Annotated in this window: 16 protein-coding genes and 2 pseudogenes; 17 read left to right on the top strand and 1 reads right to left on the bottom strand. The window is 38.3% G+C overall.

Annotation, left to right across the window (positions count from 1 at the left end; genetic code table 11):
* Positions 1 to 179: 179 nt before the first annotated feature.
* The 9 genes and pseudogenes from AT575_RS07470 (at position 180) to rpsI (ending at position 8,778) form a co-directional block, all read left to right on the top strand.
* Positions 180 to 734 (top strand): DUF624 domain-containing protein, encoded by a 555-nt coding sequence (locus AT575_RS07470; RefSeq protein WP_165778658.1) that lies wholly within the window; start codon positions 180 to 182, stop codon positions 732 to 734.
* The gene (locus tag AT575_RS07465) at positions 731 to 2,368 is read left to right on the top strand and encodes a sensor histidine kinase (RefSeq protein WP_102777810.1); all 1,638 of its coding nucleotides are present in this window, start codon (positions 731 to 733) and stop codon (positions 2,366 to 2,368) included. The genes AT575_RS07470 and AT575_RS07465 overlap by 4 nt, the downstream gene beginning before the upstream one ends.
* Complete coding sequence (locus AT575_RS07460; protein ID WP_102777809.1) at positions 2,369 to 3,670, top strand: response regulator transcription factor; 1,302 nt, start codon at positions 2,369 to 2,371, stop codon at positions 3,668 to 3,670.
* A pseudogene (locus AT575_RS11100) lies at positions 3,660 to 5,092 on the top strand (glycoside hydrolase family 1 protein). The gene AT575_RS07460 and the pseudogene AT575_RS11100 overlap by 11 nt, the downstream one beginning before the upstream one ends.
* A gap of 113 nt (positions 5,093 to 5,205) precedes the next feature.
* The gene (rlmB, locus tag AT575_RS07450) at positions 5,206 to 5,967 is read left to right on the top strand and encodes a 23S rRNA (guanosine(2251)-2'-O)-methyltransferase RlmB (protein ID WP_102777808.1); all 762 of its coding nucleotides are present in this window, start codon (positions 5,206 to 5,208) and stop codon (positions 5,965 to 5,967) included.
* 7 nt (positions 5,968 to 5,974) lie between these two features.
* Positions 5,975 to 6,490 carry an NYN domain-containing protein gene (locus AT575_RS07445; protein ID WP_102777807.1) on the top strand — a complete coding sequence of 172 codons (516 nt, stop codon included), beginning with the start codon at positions 5,975 to 5,977 and terminating at the stop codon, positions 6,488 to 6,490.
* Positions 6,491 to 6,857: 367 nt separating this feature from the next.
* On the top strand, positions 6,858 to 7,718 hold the full coding sequence (locus AT575_RS07440; RefSeq protein WP_102777806.1) for a DegV family protein: 861 nt from the start codon (positions 6,858 to 6,860) through the stop codon (positions 7,716 to 7,718).
* Between the two features lie 199 nt (positions 7,719 to 7,917).
* Positions 7,918 to 8,364, top strand: coding sequence for a 50S ribosomal protein L13 (rplM, locus tag AT575_RS07435; RefSeq protein WP_071794477.1), 447 nt, complete (start codon positions 7,918 to 7,920; stop codon positions 8,362 to 8,364).
* 21 nt (positions 8,365 to 8,385) lie between these two features.
* The gene (gene rpsI, locus AT575_RS07430; protein WP_003085621.1) at positions 8,386 to 8,778 is read left to right on the top strand and encodes a 30S ribosomal protein S9; all 393 of its coding nucleotides are present in this window, start codon (positions 8,386 to 8,388) and stop codon (positions 8,776 to 8,778) included.
* A gap of 697 nt (positions 8,779 to 9,475) precedes the next feature.
* Here rpsI and AT575_RS07425 read toward each other — a convergent pair.
* The gene (locus tag AT575_RS07425; RefSeq protein WP_102777805.1) at positions 9,476 to 11,221 is read right to left on the bottom strand and encodes a DUF2075 domain-containing protein; all 1,746 of its coding nucleotides are present in this window, start codon (positions 11,219 to 11,221) and stop codon (positions 9,476 to 9,478) included.
* 89 nt (positions 11,222 to 11,310) lie between these two features.
* Here AT575_RS07425 and AT575_RS07420 point away from each other — a divergent pair, with 89 nt between their 5' ends.
* The 8 genes and pseudogenes from AT575_RS07420 (at position 11,311) to lpdA (ending at position 18,144) form a co-directional block, all read left to right on the top strand.
* Positions 11,311 to 11,640 carry a nucleotide pyrophosphohydrolase gene (locus AT575_RS07420; RefSeq protein WP_102777804.1) on the top strand — a complete coding sequence of 110 codons (330 nt, stop codon included), beginning with the start codon at positions 11,311 to 11,313 and terminating at the stop codon, positions 11,638 to 11,640.
* Positions 11,641 to 12,002: 362 nt separating this feature from the next.
* A complete protein-coding gene (locus AT575_RS07415) occupies positions 12,003 to 13,850 on the top strand; it encodes a heavy metal translocating P-type ATPase (RefSeq protein ID WP_102777803.1) in 1,848 nt (615 codons plus the stop codon).
* 77 nt (positions 13,851 to 13,927) lie between these two features.
* Positions 13,928 to 14,155 (top strand): heavy-metal-associated domain-containing protein, encoded by a 228-nt coding sequence (locus AT575_RS07410; protein WP_102777802.1) that lies wholly within the window; start codon positions 13,928 to 13,930, stop codon positions 14,153 to 14,155.
* A gap of 15 nt (positions 14,156 to 14,170) precedes the next feature.
* Positions 14,171 to 14,449: an iron-sulfur cluster repair di-iron protein, ric gene (locus AT575_RS07405; protein ID WP_102777866.1), complete on the top strand. Its 279-nt coding sequence runs from the start codon at positions 14,171 to 14,173 to the stop codon at positions 14,447 to 14,449.
* A gap of 27 nt (positions 14,450 to 14,476) precedes the next feature.
* Complete coding sequence (locus tag AT575_RS07400) at positions 14,477 to 15,130, top strand: Crp/Fnr family transcriptional regulator (RefSeq protein WP_102777801.1); 654 nt, start codon at positions 14,477 to 14,479, stop codon at positions 15,128 to 15,130.
* A gap of 329 nt (positions 15,131 to 15,459) precedes the next feature.
* Entirely contained in the window at positions 15,460 to 15,936 is a 477-nt protein-coding gene (locus AT575_RS07395; RefSeq protein WP_102777800.1) for a VOC family protein, read from the top strand.
* A 69-nt stretch (positions 15,937 to 16,005) separates the two neighbouring features.
* Positions 16,006 to 16,518 (top strand): heme-binding protein, encoded by a 513-nt coding sequence (locus tag AT575_RS07390; RefSeq protein ID WP_102777799.1) that lies wholly within the window; start codon positions 16,006 to 16,008, stop codon positions 16,516 to 16,518.
* A gap of 286 nt (positions 16,519 to 16,804) precedes the next feature.
* Positions 16,805 to 18,144: pseudogene (lpdA, locus tag AT575_RS07385) on the top strand (dihydrolipoyl dehydrogenase).
* The last annotated feature ends 32 nt before the right edge of the window (positions 18,145 to 18,176 follow it).

Below are 18,176 nucleotides of genomic sequence, written 5' to 3'. Positions count from 1 at the left end.
TAAAGTAGGTAAGCCTAATGATCTGTCATGAAATGGGAAGATTATTAGGCTTTCTTTAGTGTAAGCGTGTTCAAATCTAAGATTTTTGATATAATGTAGGAATGTAAAAAAGGCAGGTGAATAGGATGAAAGTATTGGATAAATGTTTTTATTGGATTTATTTTCTCATGAAACTGAGTATGATTTACCTTCTTCTTCTTTTAATAGGAGCAGTTCTTTTAGGCTTTCATCCAGCAAATACCAGCATGATGTCTTTAATGGCTAAACATCAGAAAGACTTAGACGCCTATACGTTTAAAGAAGCTTTCAATATTTATAAAAAAGATTTTTGGTCAAGTAATGCGATGGGTTATTTGCTAGGTATCCTTGCAGCCTGCATTGCCTATACCATTTTTCATCTTCCTTCGGTTTCATCATTAGCTCTCTTATTTGCCATTCAAGTCATTAATAGTTTTTTCTTAAATTATCTCTTATGTATTTACGCTGTTTATTTAAAATTACAGGTTTATTATGATTTTTCATTTGTGAATGCTTTGAAATTATCGGCTATGGCAGTCTTCTTTGATATGGTTGCCATTCTAAAATGTCTGCTTGGTAGTTTTATTGTCATCTTTCTATTAAGTAAGGTTTCTCTATTATTGGCAGTCTTTCTTCCAGTCATCTGGTTGATTTTTATTGCTGATGTCTTAGAACCCATTTATCAAATGGTTAAGGCAGGAAATCATTTAAGATGAAGAAAATATTAATTCATACCCTGCTTAAGAGTTATTCCTATCTGGTCATTACCATTATCATCTTTTTTGCTAGTGTCCTATCCTATATCAACTGGGAACACTACCGGCAAAATGTGGAACATCAGCAACAATTAGTCGTTGAAAATGTGAAGACCCAGTTAAGAGATTACTCAGAACAAGCCCATTCACAACTTTATGATTTGTCACAAGATAAGGACAAAATTGAAGGGATTAGCCAATATTTTCAAAAATCACCGGCTGATTATGAAACCTGGCTTTTGCACCATCCTTTATTCCTGATAAAAAATGTTTCCTTTCATGAAACCATTAAAAGTTTTTACCGCAACTTACCCTTTGTTTCTGGTGTTGATCTGGCTTTGACCAATCAAAAAAATGTCTTTGTCTCAACACAAGATTTTAAATCGGGACACTTGGTAGCAGTAAAAGACTATAAGGCACCCAAAAATAGTTTTCCTATCAATTTCTACGATGCCAACAGTATGGTTTTAATTGGAACCTTTTATATTTCGGTTGATACCTCTTTAATTGATAACACCGTTGAGAAGAGTTCCAGTTTACCAATTGCTATCCTGATTAATGACTCCTTAAACCGGGATTTTTATAAGCATTCAACGATCAAGAAAAATGATATTGTCATGTACCAAAACAGTGATGAGATGGTCATTAAAGCTGGGCTTTCCAAACACTACTTCAGAATGGAAGTTTGGCGCCTAACAGCACTCATTTATCTAATCAGTTTAATCTTAATTGGGATATTGCTTGTCGTTCTAAATCGTGTTTTTCACCGCTATCAAGTTCAGGTTTCTGATCTTGTCAATACCATGCAGACCATTACCGAAACAGACAAAAGTGTCCGGATTAAGACGGATAATAAGCAGCAGGAGATGTTGCTGATTTCCAACCATATCAATGAGATGTTGGACTCTTTGGAAGACTCTATTAACGATGTCTATCGTCTTGAATTGGCGCAACAAGATGCCAATATGCGAGCTTTACAGTCCCAAATTAATCCCCACTTTCTTTACAACACGCTTGAATTCTTCCGCATGTATTCTGTTACTAAGGGCATGGATGAATTGGCCGATATCCTCTATGAATTTAGCACCCTTTTACGAGGATCTATTTCCCAGAAAAAGGAAACCACCCTCAAAGAAGAGCTGGAATTTTGTGAGAAGCACAGTTTCATCTGTCAGATCCGCTACCCAAGGTCTATCGCCTATTCTTATCAGATTGATAAGGGCTGTGAGGATGTGAAGATTCCAAGATTCTCCATTCAACCTTTAGTTGAGAATTACTTTATTCACGGGGTCGATTTGAAGCGTATTAATAATGCTTTGAGTGTTAAGGTTATCCGCCATGCCAATGATCTTGAGATTTTGATTAGGGATAATGGAAAAGGGATGAGTCAGAAAATTGTCGAAGACTATCAAAAATTGCTGTCACAAAGAGAAAAAATTAGCCAAGAAGGCCTAAAATCCATCGGAATTATCAATGTCCATGAACGGTTGCTCCTTTATTTTGGCGAGCGATATCAGATTCAGTTGAGCTCTCAACCAGGTCAAGGAGTTACTTACAGTATTATGCTTTCCGATGTTTTTGAAGAGGAGGACTAAATGAAGTCGATAGACATGCTTGTTGTCGATGATGAATACATGATTTTAGAGGGAATGAAACGCCTATTACCTTATGAGGAATATGGTATTGGTTCTGTGACGACTGCTGAGAATGCAGAGCAGGCTCTTGCCTATTTTAGGGAACATTCTATCGATATCGTTTTAACCGACGTCTGCATGCCAGAGATGTCTGGTCTCGACATGATTGACATCATGAAGAAGGAATCACCTAAGACCTCGTTTATTATGATGTCAGGTTTTCAAGAATTTGACTTTGTCAAAAAAGCGATTTCGCTGGGGGTAGCTGATTACCTAGTCAAACCCATTAATAAGAATGAACTGTCTCAACTCTTAAAACGAATAGTGGCTGATAAAAAACAAGCATTGGATTTATGGCAGAAAGTCCTCTTGGGACAGGAGCCTCTGTCTCGTGTCATGAGTTTAGAACAAGACACCTACATTTTGGCGGATTTAGAATCCATTAAGGATTCAGAAACCGTTTCGCAACAGATTAACCATCAGACAGTCTATTTTGCCTTTAGCAACTACTTACCAGAGCAAAAATTCTTATTTGTGGAAAAATTACAGCTAGATAGTCACATGCCAAAGATTATTGATGCAATTGAGCGTAGCCTTTTTTATCAACGACAACCCTCAAGAGTTCAATTTGCCACCAACCATTATTTTGAAGAATTATTACCCTTAATTGAAACAGGACAATTACAAAAGGTTCAAGAACGCTTAATGGAGATTGTTCAACAGTTTCGCAAGACAACCCCACCTGTATACTTAAGTAAGCATTTCTTCAGTCAAATCATGACGGCCGTTTACCATCATTTTCACCAATTGGATCACCTCCATTTAGAGAAATATGCCCTATCTGTTGAAACAGCTAATACTCTTGATGACCTGCTGGCAAGTAGTTTAGAACACTTGACCGAAATCAGTGAAAGCAAGAAGTATAGTAGCCATATTGTTGAAATCTTAAATATTATCAATCAGGAATATCAAAAAGAATTGACCCTCAAAGATGTCAGTGAACGTCTCTACCTCAATAATGTTTATCTGGGACAAATCATCAAAAGAGAGACAGGAGCTAGTTTTGCTGAACTCTTAAATCGTAAACGGATTAAAAATGCCCAGCAGCTCCTCATAACAACAGATACCAGTATTGAAGAAATTTGTTTTCAAGTGGGCTACAGCAATATCGGCTATTTCTACAAAATTTTTAAACGCTTTTGTGGGGAATCCCCAAAATCCTACCGCCAACAACTAGTTAAAAAATCTGAACATGAAGAATAAAAGTGCCCGTTCTGGGCAGAATCACAGCAAAGGAGACATCATGTACCGCTTTCCCGAAAACTTTTATTGGGGAACCTCAACCTCTGGCCCACAAACTGAAGGCCGCACAGCAACAGATGGCAAAGGGGACAACAACTGGGATTACTGGTATTCTATCGAACCAGAAAAATTCCACAATCAAGTTGGACCCCAAAAAACCTCAACTTTTTATGAACATTTTGAAGACGATATTGCTCTCCTAAAAGCCACCGGACACACCATTTTCCGGACATCCATCCAATGGTCCCGGCTGATTCCTGAGGGTCGTGGGGCCGTTAATCAAGAGGCAGTTGACTTTTACCGTCAGGTTTTTGGGAAAATCCGCCAAGAAGGCATCCGACTAATGGTTAACTTATACCACTTTGACATGCCATTTTTACTGGAAGCTCAAGGTGGCTGGGAGCATTTATCCACGGTGGAAGCTTACCACGATTATGCCAGCCAGTGCTTCACCCTCTTTGGCGACCTAGTCGACGACTGGGTCACTTTCAACGAACCAATTGTTCATGTCGAGTGTGGTTACCTTTATCAATACCATTACCCCTGTAAAATTGATGCCAAGCTAGCCGTCCGTGTGGCTTACCACACCCAACTAGCCAGCTCCCTTGCTGTAAAGGCTTGCCATGAGCTCTTGCCTGGTAAAAAAATCGGCATCATTTTGAACTTAACACCAGCCTACCCGCGTAGCGATAGCCTAGAAGACCTAGAAGCAGCTGAAATTGCCGAACTTTTCCAAGCTAAGTCTTTCCTTGATCCTTCGGTCAAAGGCTACTATCCGGTTAAATTGTGTAACATTTTAAATCGCCACAACTTGCTACCTGATTACACAGACGAAGAACTCCAAATCATCAGCGACAACAGGTTGATTTCCTTGGTGTCAACTATTATCAACCCCTACGAGTCGCGGCACCAAGCCAGAAGCCTGAAAAAGGCCAAGCCTTTATGCCAAGTTACTACTTTGAGCATTATGAAATGCCGGGCCGTAAAATTAACCCTCACCGTGGTTGGGAAATTTACGAAGAAGGCATTTATGATATTGCCAAAAACATTAAAGAAAACTACGGCAACATCGACTGGTTCCTGACTGAAAATGGTATGGGCGTCGAAGGGGAAGAAGCCTTCCTCAAGGATGGTCGGATTGAAGATGATTACCGCATCGACTTTGTCAAAGACCATCTCAAAGTCTTGCACCGCGCTATTCAAGAAGGCGCCAACTGCAAAGGTTACATGATGTGGACCTTTATTGACTGCTGGTCTTGGCTAAACTCTTATAAAAATCGCTATGGCTTGGTTTCTTTAAACTTGGACACCCAAGAGCGGACCATTAAAAAGTCTGGCTATTGGTTTAAAGACTTGAGTGACAATAATGGTTTTGAAGAATAAAAAAAATGCGAACCTGTTTCGCATTTTTTTATTCTTAGCCCTTCTCAAATCTTTGTTGCCCTTTAATCCATTCCAGTCCTCTCTTTCTTGGCTTTCGTGTTATAATAGGTCTTATGAAAGATAAAGAAAAGTTTAATGATATGATGGAAACAAGTAATGATATGGTTTACGGCGTGCATGCCGTCACAGAAAGTTTAAATGCCAATACCGGCAATAAGCTCTACATTCAAGAAGACTTGCGGGGCAAAAATGTGGATGCCATTAAAGCTCTGGCTAAGGAAAAGAAGGTTTCTATTTCTTGGACACCTAAGAAGACCCTGTCTGAAATGACGGAAGGGGCTGTCCACCAAGGCTTTGTTTTGCGGGTTGCTGAATTTGCCTATGCTGAGCTGGCAGAGCTGATTGCCAAGACTGAAGGGGAAGAAAACCCACTGATTCTGATTTTGGATGGTTTGACGGATCCCCACAACTTTGGCTCGATTTTGAGAACGGCTGATGCTACGAAGGTGTCTGGTGTTATTATTCCCAAGCACCGCGCTGTCGGTGTCACACCGGTCGTTTCCAAGACATCAACTGGTGCGGTGGAGCACGTTCCCATTGCCCGGGTTACCAATTTAAGCCAAACCTTGGACAAACTCAAGGAAGCTGGCTTCTGGATTTTTGGCACGGATATGGACGGTACGCCGGTTCACAAATGGAATACTTCAGGCAAGCTGGCGCTGATTATCGGCAGCGAGGGCAAGGGCATTTCGGCCAACATCAAGAAGCAGGTGGACGAGATGATTACCATTCCCATGGATGGGCATGTGCAGAGCTTAAATGCAGGTGTCGCGGCGGCTGTGCTTATGTATGAAGTTTTCCGCAATAAACTCTAGGAGCGCCATGAAGAAAAAAATACTCTTGGTAGATGGCTACAACATGATTGCCTTCTGGGAGGAGACGAAGCAACTCTTCAAAACCAATCAGTTGGATCAAGCCAGGACAGTCCTGCTAAACAAGCTCAACAACTACGCCCACTTTGAGAAGATTGACATTACCTGTGTCTTTGATGCCCAGTTCGTCCCAGGCCTGCGCCAACGCTATGACCAGTACATGATTTCAGTGGTCTTCACCGAAGAAGAAGAAACAGCGGATTCCTATATCGAACGAACCGCAGCTGAACTCAACACCGTCCGCAACCTGGTCGAAGTGGCAACAAGTGACCTCAACGAACAGTGGACCATCTTCTCACAAGGAGCCCTGCGGGTACCGGCCCGTGAACTGGAACGCCGGGTCAACACCGTCAAATCCGACTTAGACCAGATGTCCAAATCCATCGAAATGAAAAAACCAAAACTCCGCCCCTTTGAGGAAGGAAATCTGCAAAAACTCAAAGACTTTATGGATGATTTGGGGTAAGTGAGTTAAAAGAAAGAAGCACTGAGGTGCTTTTTTGTTTGGACTTGGAGAGGGTGAAGGTGTAGGTGAATGAAAATGTCGAACTCTTTTATAGTAGAAATAAGGTTTTGCGACAATTAGATTACCCAATGGAAAAGAAGAAGATTAAGCTCTTTTGACTTCCAAGATGAAAAATTCAAACTCATTTCATGCTGAAAAATTCGGATAATCTCATTTCCGAAGTGAGATTTAACTACAATTAAAACACTGAAATTGTCAAAAAATAAAAGTAACTTTCAAGACTAAGCTTGCACGGTTAAAGACTTTCTGCTAAAATAGGGCAATAATAATTTGATTATCAAACAAAACAAATACCTAAGGAGTTTTCATGTCATTTTGCATACTTACGGATTCAACAGCTGATTTAGACCCAAGTTGGGCCCAGGAGCACCAGGTCGATATCTTAGGTTTGACCATTAATTGTGATGGTAAAACCTATGAAACAGTGGGTTCCGATGTCCTCACCAGTCCCCAACTTTTAGCCATGATGAAGGCCGGTAGTAAACCAACAACCAGCCAAATCAACATTGGTGTCTTCGAAAAGTATTTCCGTAAACATGCAGAAACAGGGCAAGAGGTTCTCTATATCGCCTTTTCATCAGTTCTGTCTGGAACTTACCAGAGTGCGGTCATGGCGCGTGAAATGGTACGGGAGGATTATCCAGATGCGGTCATCGAAATTGTGGACACGCTAGCAGCCGCGGGCGGCGAAGGCTACCTGTCGATTCTGGCAGCGCAAGCTAGGGACCAAGGCCAGTCTATTCAGGACGCCAAAGCCCTGGTTGAGGATTTTCACCCTCGTCTTCGCACCTACTTCTTGGTAGATGATCTTTACCATCTCATGCGTGGCGGTCGTTTGTCGAAAAGCTCAGCGATTCTCGGAAGCCTAGCAAGCATTAAGCCTATCCTCTGGATTGACCAAGCCGGAAAGTTGGTGCCCATCGCAAAAGTTCGCGGGCGCAAAAAAGCTATGAAGGAAATCGTGAATCAGCTGACCGCTGACATTGGCCACTCTACCATGATTATTGGCTATTCAGACGATCACGAAGCGGCACAGGAGTTGCGTGAGACCCTTTTAGAACATCCAGAAGTGACAGATGTGCTGATCATGCCACTAGGTCCAGTTATTGCTGCCCACGTGGGTCCTAACACCCTAGCAGCCTTTGCCTTTGGGAAGGAAAAACGCTAATCAGACCAAGTTTTTCGGGACTTAAAAAAAGAAAAATAAAAGAGAAAAAGTACTTGCTAGTGGCAAGTATTTTTGATATTATAGTAGGCGGTATTGTTTACCCCATTTGAAAGGCCCCGGAACCTTCCAAATACCTTCGATGGGACGGAACACCCATCAACCCTGTAAACAAATATTACGAATTCGTATAGGAGAAATCATGAACAAAACAACTTTTATGGCTAAAACTGGCCAAGTTGAACGCAAATGGTACGTTGTTGACGCAACAGATGTACCTCTTGGACGTCTTTCTGCAGTAGTTGCTAGCGTACTTCGCGGAAAAAACAAACCAACTTTCACACCACACACTGATACAGGTGACTTTGTAATTGTTATCAATGCTGAAAAAGTTAAATTAACTGGTAAAAAAGCAACTGATAAAATCTACTACACTCACTCAATGTACCCAGGTGGATTGAAACAAATCTCAGCAGGTGAACTACGTTCTAAAAATGCTGTTCGTTTAATCGAAAAATCTGTAAAAGGCATGCTTCCACATAACACTCTTGGACGTGCACAAGGTATGAAATTGAAAGTCTTCGTTGGCGGTGAGCACACTCATGCAGCACAACAACCAGAAGTACTTGACATCTCAGGACTTATCTAAGAGGAAAGGAGCACATAAATAATGGCACAAGCACAATATGCAGGAACTGGCCGTCGTAAAAACGCTGTTGCACGCGTTCGTTTACTCCCAGGAACTGGTAAAATCACAGTTAACAACAAAGATGTTGAAGAATACATCCCACACGCTGACTTACGTTTAGTTATCAACCAACCTTTCGCAGTAACATCTACTGAAGGTTCATACGACGTATTCGTAAACGTAAACGGTGGCGGTTACGGTGGACAATCAGGAGCTATCCGTCATGGTATCGCTCGCGCATTGCTACAAGTAGACCCAGACTTCCGCGACTCATTAAAACGCGCTGGACTTCTTACACGTGATGCACGTATGGTTGAACGTAAAAAACCAGGTCTTAAAAAAGCCCGTAAAGCATCACAATTCTCAAAACGTTAATTCGAAAGAATTACTGTTATATGGAACATCCCTTTGGGATGTTCTTTTTTTGATACAATTTTGAGAATTTGCCCTAAAAATTGGCCTAAAATGATGCTTGTGATGTTGAGTTTCCAAAATGGAAATAAAATAAAAAACACCCAAAATGAAAAAGATCATTTTTGAGTGTTGGTTGTTTAGCGAAATCTAATTATCATTAATATTAATTAACAAAATAAGACGGTAGCTGCAATCTGGAAAGGGAAGTGATGCCTATGAGCATAATCTAAAAAATCCTAATAAAAAGGAACAACAAAGATTTATCTAGATTTGAAAATAATGATGATAATACTTGTGATGGGAAATTTCATCCTCTCACTCGGGAAATTAATGTTTGATTTTTAATAATACTCAAAATTATATTTGGAAAGGTCTACGGTTATTATTGATAGTAGATTGCAACTACAGTCTTAATTATTTCTGATATAAGCGCTTTATAACTTATTTATAACCAAATTTTAACATATTATAAAAAACCGTGCAAGGATATTTTTAAAAAAAGGTTTGATTTCTTTAACAACACTAATTAGATTTAAGCCAATTATGGTTACTCTCTTGCAATACTTAAAAATTATTTTCGGTAAAAAAATTTGGCGTTTAACAAAAAAATACATAACCTAACTTAGTAATTAGTTGGGTTATGTATACTACAAATTAATTATTTTTTATAAAGAGGAATATTTTGTTTTAGTACCTTTTGAAGCTCTTCATCAACTGCAAAGAGATAAAGTCCATTAACACCTCGTGTCAATAGAACGTTTAACTCATTTTGTAGTAATGTTTCTCCAAATGATTGTTTCCGTCCGTCTGACAAAGTTCTACGTTCTATAGCTTTAGCATTTTTACTTTCACTAGGATCAAAAATAACTTGTCCATTGCGGTATTTAACGGAAGGTCCAATAATGACTGCAGCATAGTTCAAATCAAATCCTTGGATGGTATACGTTGACCCAACTTCATCAATTGTTTGTGCTTGCTCTGCCCAAGATAAATCTTTTACTTTTCTAGTTTTAGGTAATTGAAGATTCCAAGGTAGTTTGAAGTCTCCTATTTCAACATAATAATAACCTTGTTCTGATTTAGAGTTTTTAAATGTCCAATCATAAGTTGCTAAAAGTCTGGAAATACCATTATCTTGGTTTAATGATTTTTTCTTAATTTCTGCATACATTTCTGTTGGTGAATCAAAAACTTTCAAATCATAAGTATTATCAGGAATATAAGGTTTAATCTGACCATCATCTATGAATTGGCGTATCCAAGTAATTGTTGAAATATTAGCATTAATACGCATTTGATTCTTTAACTTTATGGTATCTCGAGCATCAAGACGAATTTCAGCTAAATCCTGTGATTCCCAAATTTGTTCAGCTGTTAAAATTTGTTTCTCATCAAAAACAGCTATAACTACTTTAGCATTTTCCAGAATATCCTTTAGATGATTCTTTCCACGATAAGATTGTTTTCCGCGAGTGAGAAGTAAATGAGCCTCGTCAATAATGACAATATCAGCTTTTTGATTACATTTAGATTGCTTATTAATGAAACTTGTTGGCTTAGCTACAACAGGCATTTGATTTTTGTTTTTCAGCCCTAATTTTTTAGCTAATTGTTCGTAAACAACTAATTGTTGATCATGATTGACAAGTAAGTGTATAGATAATTCATTACTTTTTATAGGAAGTGACTCATCACTAAATAGATCATACAGTAGATTACTCATTAATACTGTTTTTCCAGAACCAGCTTCTCCTTCAACTAATAATAGTTGTCCTTCTAAATTCTGACTTAAAATTGAAATTGTCTTCAGGATTATCTCATTTTTAGCTTCAATCTGTTCTTTAGTTAATTTATGAAATGGTGAGGCTTTAAACAAAGCTGAATCTCTAATGATTGATTCAGTCGGAAAAAGTTCAGGATTTTTGTGATGTAATTTTCTCCATACTTTTGAAAAGATTGTTTCCATTGTTTCAGAAGTATAGTAGTTATTTTGTGGGTTCTCTTTTCGATTATTTACTTTTACTACAGATTCAACACTAGATAGGTAATGTAATAACTTATTTTCTATATCTAATGTAAGTGATTTATTGAAGTATTTATGCCCTATTATGAACATTTCTGCAGTAGTTGAATCACTTAACTCAATGAAATCTTCCCGTCCATTACGAATATCATCATATAAATGTTGTTTTGTTCGTCGACCTATATCGTTTGTTTCTCCAATATATACAATATATTTAGACTTTTGTTGATTATCTTTATCATTTATAATATATACTGTTGGATAGTCTAAAATTAAAGATTGGTCTTTCTCATTAAGATTTTGAGATTTGATAGAATTTACAGTGAGTGAGTCATAATTAATTTTGGTTATTACTGGACTATAATTGTTATTTAGTGACATAATTACTCCTAAAGAAGTGATAGCTTTATTTTACCATAATTCATAATAATGTAATATGTTATGATAGAATATTAAATAAGAGGTGTATGATGAAAAGTATAATGAATGAAATAAACAATTTTAGAGATGAGCGAGAATGGCGACAATTTCATAATGAAAAAGATTTAGCTATTTCTGTTTCATTAGAGGCAAGTGAGTTACTTGAATTATTTCAGTGGAAAACAAGTGAAGAAGTAATTCAAACTAAAAGTGAAGAATTAAAAGAAGAAATTGCAGATGTTGTAATCTATGCATACATGCTGGCTGATAATTTAGGGTTTGATATGGAATCAATAATAAGGGAAAAAATAGCAAAAAATGTAGAAAAATATCCTGTTTCGAAAAGCAAGAATAATAATAAAAAATACACAGAATTATGAATGTTGAGCGAAAAAAGTCATATTGAAACTTGAAGGTTGTACCATAAGTCTAACAAATACAACTACTGATCAATATGGAGTTTGACTTTTTGAAAGATAGGATAATACTGGCAGATACAAGCATAATGGAAGTTCTCTAGCCATCGAAGAAGATATACTTTGAAGATTTAAAGGGGTGTCTGATCTCGAAAGGTGTTTCTGAATTTGAAATAAAAAAGTTGTAAAAGCTTATCTTTATTTACATATTATTCCGAGAGCTATTTTTAGCTCTCTTTTTTTATCCTATTTTTCATTTCTTGATAGAAATCAATTTCTTTGGTCTTGGTCTTGGGTATACTAGTGTCAGTAAGGAGGTAGTTGTGATGCAAAAATGGTTATCCTTAAATCGGAATCGGTTGACTGCTGTGACAGGGATTTTGATTGTGGGTGCTTTTTCAATAGAGTGGTTTATTGGGAATGAGGGGCTTGCGGCCTCGTTGCTTTTCCTAGCGTCGCTGGTTGGTGGTTTTCCGATTCTTGTTCAAGCTTTTCAAGCGCTAAGGGTTAAGGTGGTGAGTATTGAACTGTTAGTGAGTCTTGCTATTCTTGGAGCCTTTGTCATTCAGGAATTCGAAGAGTCGGCGATTGTGGCTTTTCTCTTCTTGTTTGGGGCTTATTTGGAGAAGAGGACTATGGCCAAAACACGTTCGGCTATTAAAGATTTGGTCAACTTGGTGCCTGAGACTAGTTTTCGAAAAACTGAAAATGGTGAGTTCGAAGAAATTCCGGTGGATGAGATTGTTGAAGGGGATCTTCTTTTGGTAAAAACCGGAGGTAAAATACCAGTGGATGGTGTGATTACGTTTGGTTCTGGTAATGTGAATGAAGCTAGTATCACGGGAGAATCTATTCCAGTTTCAAAAGCGATTGGGTCCAGTGTCTTTGCTGGGACTATTCTCGAAAATGGGACCTTACACCTTAGGACGGAGAAAATCGGTGAGGAGACAACTTTTGGGAAAATCATTGAGTTGGTTGAAGAAGCTCAAGATTCTAAGTCCAAAGCTGAACGCTTTATTGATCGCTTTTCGAAATACTATACGCCTGCTGTTCTTGTCCTTGCAATTTTTGTTTGGCTTTGGACCCAGAATATGGAATTGGCTGTCACTATTTTAGTACTAGGCTGCCCGGGTGCCCTTGTCATTGGTGTGCCAGTTTCCAATGTTTCAGGTATTGGTAATGGTGCTAAAAATGGCATTTTATTCAAAGGGAGTGATATTATTAATCACTTTGGTAAAGTTGACACTATTCTCTTTGATAAGACTGGGACCTTAACTTATGGTAATCCTCAAGTGACGCAAGCTATTCATTATGGTCATAACAGGAACTATGTAGAAGGCTTGTTAGTTAGTGTTGAAAAAGAATCAGATCATCCTCTGGCTAGAGCTATAACCACTTATTATGATCCTCCATTTGTTGATATTGTTGAATCGACAAAAGTGGTGACTGGTGGTGGAATTGTTGCCCAAATTGGACAAAACCAGGTTCTTGTTGGTAATCGCTATTTAATGGAGCAATATGAAGTCCCCTTCAATAAGCAGATAAAAAGCGATATCGAAATATTGGAAGCTGAAGGTAATTCCTTAGTTCTAACTGCGGTCAATGGTCAATTATTGCTCATACTTGGAATCCGAGATCAAGTTCGTAATGGTGTTAAAGAAGACTTAGAATCACTGAAAAAAATGGGAGTCAAGAACCTGATTCTCTTGTCTGGAGACAATCAGGGGACCGTTGATTTGGTTGCGGAAGAATTAGGTTTAACGGGAGCTTACGGACAAATGCTTCCAGAAGACAAGGCAGCATTTGTAAAACACCGTCAAGCAAGAGGTGAAATTGTAGCTTTTGTTGGTGATGGTATTAATGATAGTCCTTCATTAGCCTTAGCGGATATTGGTATTGCTATGGGTGGTGGCACCGATGTCGCTATTGAAACATCTAACGTAGTCTTGATGAATTCTGATTTCCATAAGATACCACATGCTATTGCACTTGCCAGAGCTACTCGACACAATATGATTGAAAATATTGTTATCGCTTTGTTAGTAGTAGTAACACTTTTGGTCAGTGTTCTCACCAGTTCTTGGATGAATATGGCGATAGGTATGTTTGTTCATGAGGGAAGCATTCTGATTGTTATTATAAATGCAATGAGGCTATTAACCTTTAAAAAATAAAAAGCTTGACTCATCTCACTTTTATTTGAATAGTGTTGATTTATACTAGAAATAACTTTAGAAAGGAATTTTGAAAAATGAAAAAGACAATTTTACAACTTGAAACCCTTGCCTGCCCAACCTGTATGCAGAAAATTGAGGCTGCGATAAAATCAGTTACTGGTGTTGATAAGGAGACTGTCAAGGTTCTCTTTAATGCGAGTAAAGCCAAGGTAAATTTTGACGACAATCTCACAAGTAGTGATGCGATTGCAAATGCAGTGGAGGCAATTGGCTACACTGTTTTAAAAGTTTCTGAAAGATAATAAGGAGGATGGATGATGTTAAAAGAGTTTTTTGAAAAAAATGATGAAATTCTTGATTTATACACTAATGCTATTACTAAGGCGCATGGAAAAAATCATCCGGAAATTTTCGAAATCCGTCGCATTTATCAAGCTATTCAAGAAAAAATGTCGCAAAATCAAGTTGATTTAGTTCCTGAGTTTAGACAAATTCGACTACTGACAAGTGACTATGCTATTCCAAATGATGCTTGTCCAACCTTATCAAAAACCTATCAACTCTTAGAAGAATTTGATATACTATCACAAAAGTAGCTTTTAGAATCAGAAAAGAGGTTTACCATGGATCCACATATGTGTGTGACACTCGTTCCCTTATTCAATCATTTATCGGTGGAAGAGCAAGCTGAAATTAACATGCTAGCAAGTCATAGACACTATCAAAAAAATGAGACCATTTTCCAGCCCGGCGACGAACAACTGGATATCGTTGCGCGCGGTTCTATCAAGGTTTATCAACTATCGGCTAATGGCAAAGAACAACTTTTACGTGTCGTTGAACCTGGTGGTTATGAAGGTGAGAATCAGCTTTTCGGCCTTGAAAATGAAACGCTTTTTGCGGAAGCTTTGGAAGAAACAGAAATTTGCACCATTAGCAAACAGGCTTTTAATCAAGTCCTGCTCAAAAATCCCAAAATTGCCATTAAACTTTTTGAATTAAGTGGTCAGAAAATGCTTCAACTAGAAAAGCAATCACAACTTTTATCAATAGAACGAGTTGAGGAACGTCTAGCTAACTACTTGCTCGATTTAGTAAAAGTGACTGAAACAAATCAATTGACTCTATCTATGAAAATGAAAGATATTGCTCAATTTTTGGGAACTACTCCGGAGACCCTCTCGCGAAAATTTTCTTTATTTGAGAGTCAAGGCTATATCAGCAGAACTGGTAAATTAGTAACTATTCTTGACCTAGATGGATTGCAAGATATGTGAGTGAAAAGTGAAAAAAAAGCCAGCACCATTTAGGTGTTGGCTTTTAATTTTTTGTAGTTCATTCGTTGTGTCTTGATTTCATGGAATAAGTATGTTACTAAGCTAGATTAAGGTAAAAAAATATTCGGAAATCAAAAGACCTCATTAATCGTAATCTAAAAAGTGAAAGATATCTTTACCTAAAACCTCCCCCCGAACTTTTTGTCCGCTTTTCCTGCTCATTTTCCCATTAATTTGTGACCTTTTGACCGCTTTGGGGTTGAGGGGTCTTTTTTGTCTTGGGCTGTAGTAAAATTGAGCTAGTTAAATAAGAAGAAGTGAGGTTTAGCATGGAATTTAAGTCTTTGATGCATATTGCTTTCTACACGGATCAGCTGGATCAGATGTTGGATTTTTACGTTAACAAACTGGGTATGACTAAGAAGTCTGAGGTTGAATATTCTATTTATTTGGATCGAGATGATCGGCCGGCTTTGCAGAAGATAGCGCGTGAGGAGCCTGACAGAATTTTTAATATTTACCTTGAGGCTGCTCCCGGTCAGTTTATTGAACTTTTTACGGCCCATGCGACTCAGAAGGAGCACACGCAGTGGGATGAGCATAAGGGCTATTCGCATTTTGCCCTTTTGGTGGACGATATTTTCAAGACGCGCGATCAGCTGTTGGCAGCTGGTGTGGAGCTGGTTCACGATATTTCCAAAGGTCCGTCTGAGACTTACCAGATGTGGCTTCGTGATCCGGATGGCAACTATTTTGAAGTTATGCAGTATACTGAAAAGTCCATTCAGCTTGTTGGTAACTGCTAGTAGGTTTTGAAGTCAAAAACAGATTCTGTCTGATGAAGGCTCTAGCAGAATTGAAGGGAGTAAATAAGAATGTCTCACGATTTAATGGCATTAGCGCAGCAATTCTCTAAAGAAGACAAGGAAATCTTAGCAAGCATTGAAGAAAATTTGATTTTCCAGTCTTTCGATAGTCAGGCGGCTCTGGCTTTGGGGGCGCTTTTGGTGGAGGAAGCGGTGGCTTTTGGCGAGGAGCCGGCCATTCGGATTGAGCGCTTATCTGATGGGGCGGCCATTTTCCAATACATTGGTAATTCTGGCGGGGAGCGCAACATTGGTTTTGCTCTGCGCAAGATGGCTGCTGTCAGAGTGACGGGATTCTCTAGTCTCTATTCTCTAGCTTTGTTAGGCGAGAATCCGCAACTTTTGGACTTGGAGAACACTTTGCCGGTGGCGGGTGCCTTTCCCATTAAGGTGGCTGGGGAAATGGTGGCAATTTTAAGCATTTCCGGTTTGCATCATGGCAATGATCATCGCCTTTTGATGGTAGCTCTGTCTAAATTCTTGGGAGTAGAACTTCCGTCCTACAAGGGTTTGATTATTTGAGTAAAATAAAAGCATCCGCGGATGCTTTTTATTGTCTGAAAACTTTCACCATCCAAAGTTTTATAAATTATTTTTTATAAATATAAATTCCTTGTTTCAACTTTTTAAGGTTAGATTAGAAAGTGATTAATTTCACAAAATCTATAATTATTCATTAATTATTCTAATCTGTATTTTTATTGATAATTTTTCGTATATTTTTTTGAAATTATTATTTTCGAGTGCTATAATAAAAAATAAGAAAACGTTTTCTAATTTTTTGCTACTTTAAGAAAGGAGTGAAAAAGTGAAACAATATGACATTTTAATAATTGGAGCTGGACCGGGTGGTTATGTAGCAGCGGAAGAAGCAGCTAAATGTGGTAAAAAGGTTGCCGTCATCGAGCGCTCAAAAATTGGCGGGACTTGTTTAAATGTTGGCTGTATTCCTTCTAAAGCTACTTACAACACAGTCATTGGCTTCAAACAATCAGGGAATCCAAGAAATTTGGTATTGAAACAGAGATAAGGGGGATTGATTTTTCAAAGTTAGCTGATCGAAAAAATCAGGTGGTATCAACCTTGCAATCAGGTATCCATTCGACCTTTCAAAGTCTGGGTATAGACTATATTGAAGGCGAAGCTGAATTTATCAAAGATAAGCAATTTAAGGTTAATCAGCAAATCGTTTCAGGCAAAAACGTCATTTTAGCTACGGGGAGTCATCCATTTGTTCCACCAATAAATGGCATTGATAACGTTCCTTATTTAACGACGGATACCTTTTTTGACTTGAAGGAACTGCCTGAAAAATTAGTCATCATTGGTGGTGGTGTTATCGCGATTGAATTAGCCTTTGCTATGGCACCTTTAGGAGTAGATGTCACTGTCATCGAAGTGGCTCCGCAAATCTTACTAACCGAAGATGAAGCTGCACGTAAATTAATCAAAAAAGAATTGATATCCAACTTGGGTGTTAAGGTTTTTGAGCATGCTAAGATTGAGAAGGTGACAAATGAAAAAGTCATCTTAGATACGGAAGATATTCATTTTGACCAGTTATTAGTTGCAACTGGACGTAAACCTAACATTGATATAGCACAAGCTATGGGATTAGAGTTGACAAGTCGAAAATTCGTCAAAGTTGATGATTATTATGAAACGTCTCAGACGGGGGTATATGCAATTGGGGACCTTATTGACTCATACATGTTAGCCCATGTTGCTAGTAAAGAAGGCATTAAGGCGGTCAAAGCCATCTTAAGAAATGCTGAAGAAGTCTTGGATCAAACCTCTGTACCTAGAGCATTATACACGAATCCAGAAGTAGCCTCCTTTGGTTTATCAGAAGATGAGGCCAAGAAGGCGGGTTATGATGTCCTTGTTAAGGAATTGCCTTTTTCTTACAATGGCCGTGCTATTGCTTGCAATGAAACGAAAGGTTTCATCAAATTGATCTCAGAGAAAAAATACCATCAAATCTTAGGTGCTGTCATTGTAGGTTCACATGGTACCGATTTGTTGCAAAGTCTTATTCTTTTAAAAGATGCGCAAGCTACTTACGATCAGGTGGTCGATTCGATTTTTGCCCATCCGACTATTTCAGAATTAATACAAGAAGTCGCAAAAAATGTTGTTACCCATTAAATCTTGAGCTTTAGTGAAGGAGGATTTATGAT

The sequence above is a fragment of the Streptococcus penaeicida genome, assembly GCF_002887775.1.
Taxonomy (GTDB): domain Bacteria; phylum Bacillota; class Bacilli; order Lactobacillales; family Streptococcaceae; genus Streptococcus; species Streptococcus penaeicida.
The sequence above is the reverse complement of the archived record's forward strand: the minus strand, read 5'-3'. Positions and strand labels throughout refer to the sequence as shown.

What these genes read in the sequence shown, in the direction of transcription:
- AT575_RS07415 (WP_102777803.1), top strand. Translation starts at nt 12,003, where the DNA reads ATGCAAAAATGGTTATCCTTAAATCGGAATCGGTTGACTGCTGTGACA.
- AT575_RS07440 (WP_102777806.1), top strand. Translation starts at nt 6,858, where the DNA reads ATGTCATTTTGCATACTTACGGATTCAACAGCTGATTTAGACCCAAGT.
- AT575_RS07390 (WP_102777799.1), top strand. Translation starts at nt 16,006, where the DNA reads ATGTCTCACGATTTAATGGCATTAGCGCAGCAATTCTCTAAAGAAGAC.
- AT575_RS07395 (WP_102777800.1), top strand. Translation starts at nt 15,460, where the DNA reads ATGGAATTTAAGTCTTTGATGCATATTGCTTTCTACACGGATCAGCTG.
- AT575_RS07445 (WP_102777807.1), top strand. Translation starts at nt 5,975, where the DNA reads ATGAAGAAAAAAATACTCTTGGTAGATGGCTACAACATGATTGCCTTC.
- AT575_RS07465 (WP_102777810.1), top strand. Translation starts at nt 731, where the DNA reads ATGAAGAAAATATTAATTCATACCCTGCTTAAGAGTTATTCCTATCTG.
- AT575_RS07420 (WP_102777804.1), top strand. Translation starts at nt 11,311, where the DNA reads ATGAAAAGTATAATGAATGAAATAAACAATTTTAGAGATGAGCGAGAA.
- rlmB (WP_102777808.1), top strand. Translation starts at nt 5,206, where the DNA reads ATGAAAGATAAAGAAAAGTTTAATGATATGATGGAAACAAGTAATGAT.
- rpsI (WP_003085621.1), top strand. Translation starts at nt 8,386, where the DNA reads ATGGCACAAGCACAATATGCAGGAACTGGCCGTCGTAAAAACGCTGTT.
- AT575_RS07410 (WP_102777802.1), top strand. Translation starts at nt 13,928, where the DNA reads ATGAAAAAGACAATTTTACAACTTGAAACCCTTGCCTGCCCAACCTGT.
- AT575_RS07460 (WP_102777809.1), top strand. Translation starts at nt 2,369, where the DNA reads ATGAAGTCGATAGACATGCTTGTTGTCGATGATGAATACATGATTTTA.
- AT575_RS07405 (WP_102777866.1), top strand. Translation starts at nt 14,171, where the DNA reads ATGTTAAAAGAGTTTTTTGAAAAAAATGATGAAATTCTTGATTTATAC.
- AT575_RS07400 (WP_102777801.1), top strand. Translation starts at nt 14,477, where the DNA reads ATGGATCCACATATGTGTGTGACACTCGTTCCCTTATTCAATCATTTA.
- rplM (WP_071794477.1), top strand. Translation starts at nt 7,918, where the DNA reads ATGAACAAAACAACTTTTATGGCTAAAACTGGCCAAGTTGAACGCAAA.
- AT575_RS07470 (WP_165778658.1), top strand. Translation starts at nt 180, where the DNA reads ATGATTTACCTTCTTCTTCTTTTAATAGGAGCAGTTCTTTTAGGCTTT.
- AT575_RS07425 (WP_102777805.1), bottom strand. Translation starts at nt 11,221, where the DNA reads ATGTCACTAAATAACAATTATAGTCCAGTAATAACCAAAATTAATTAT.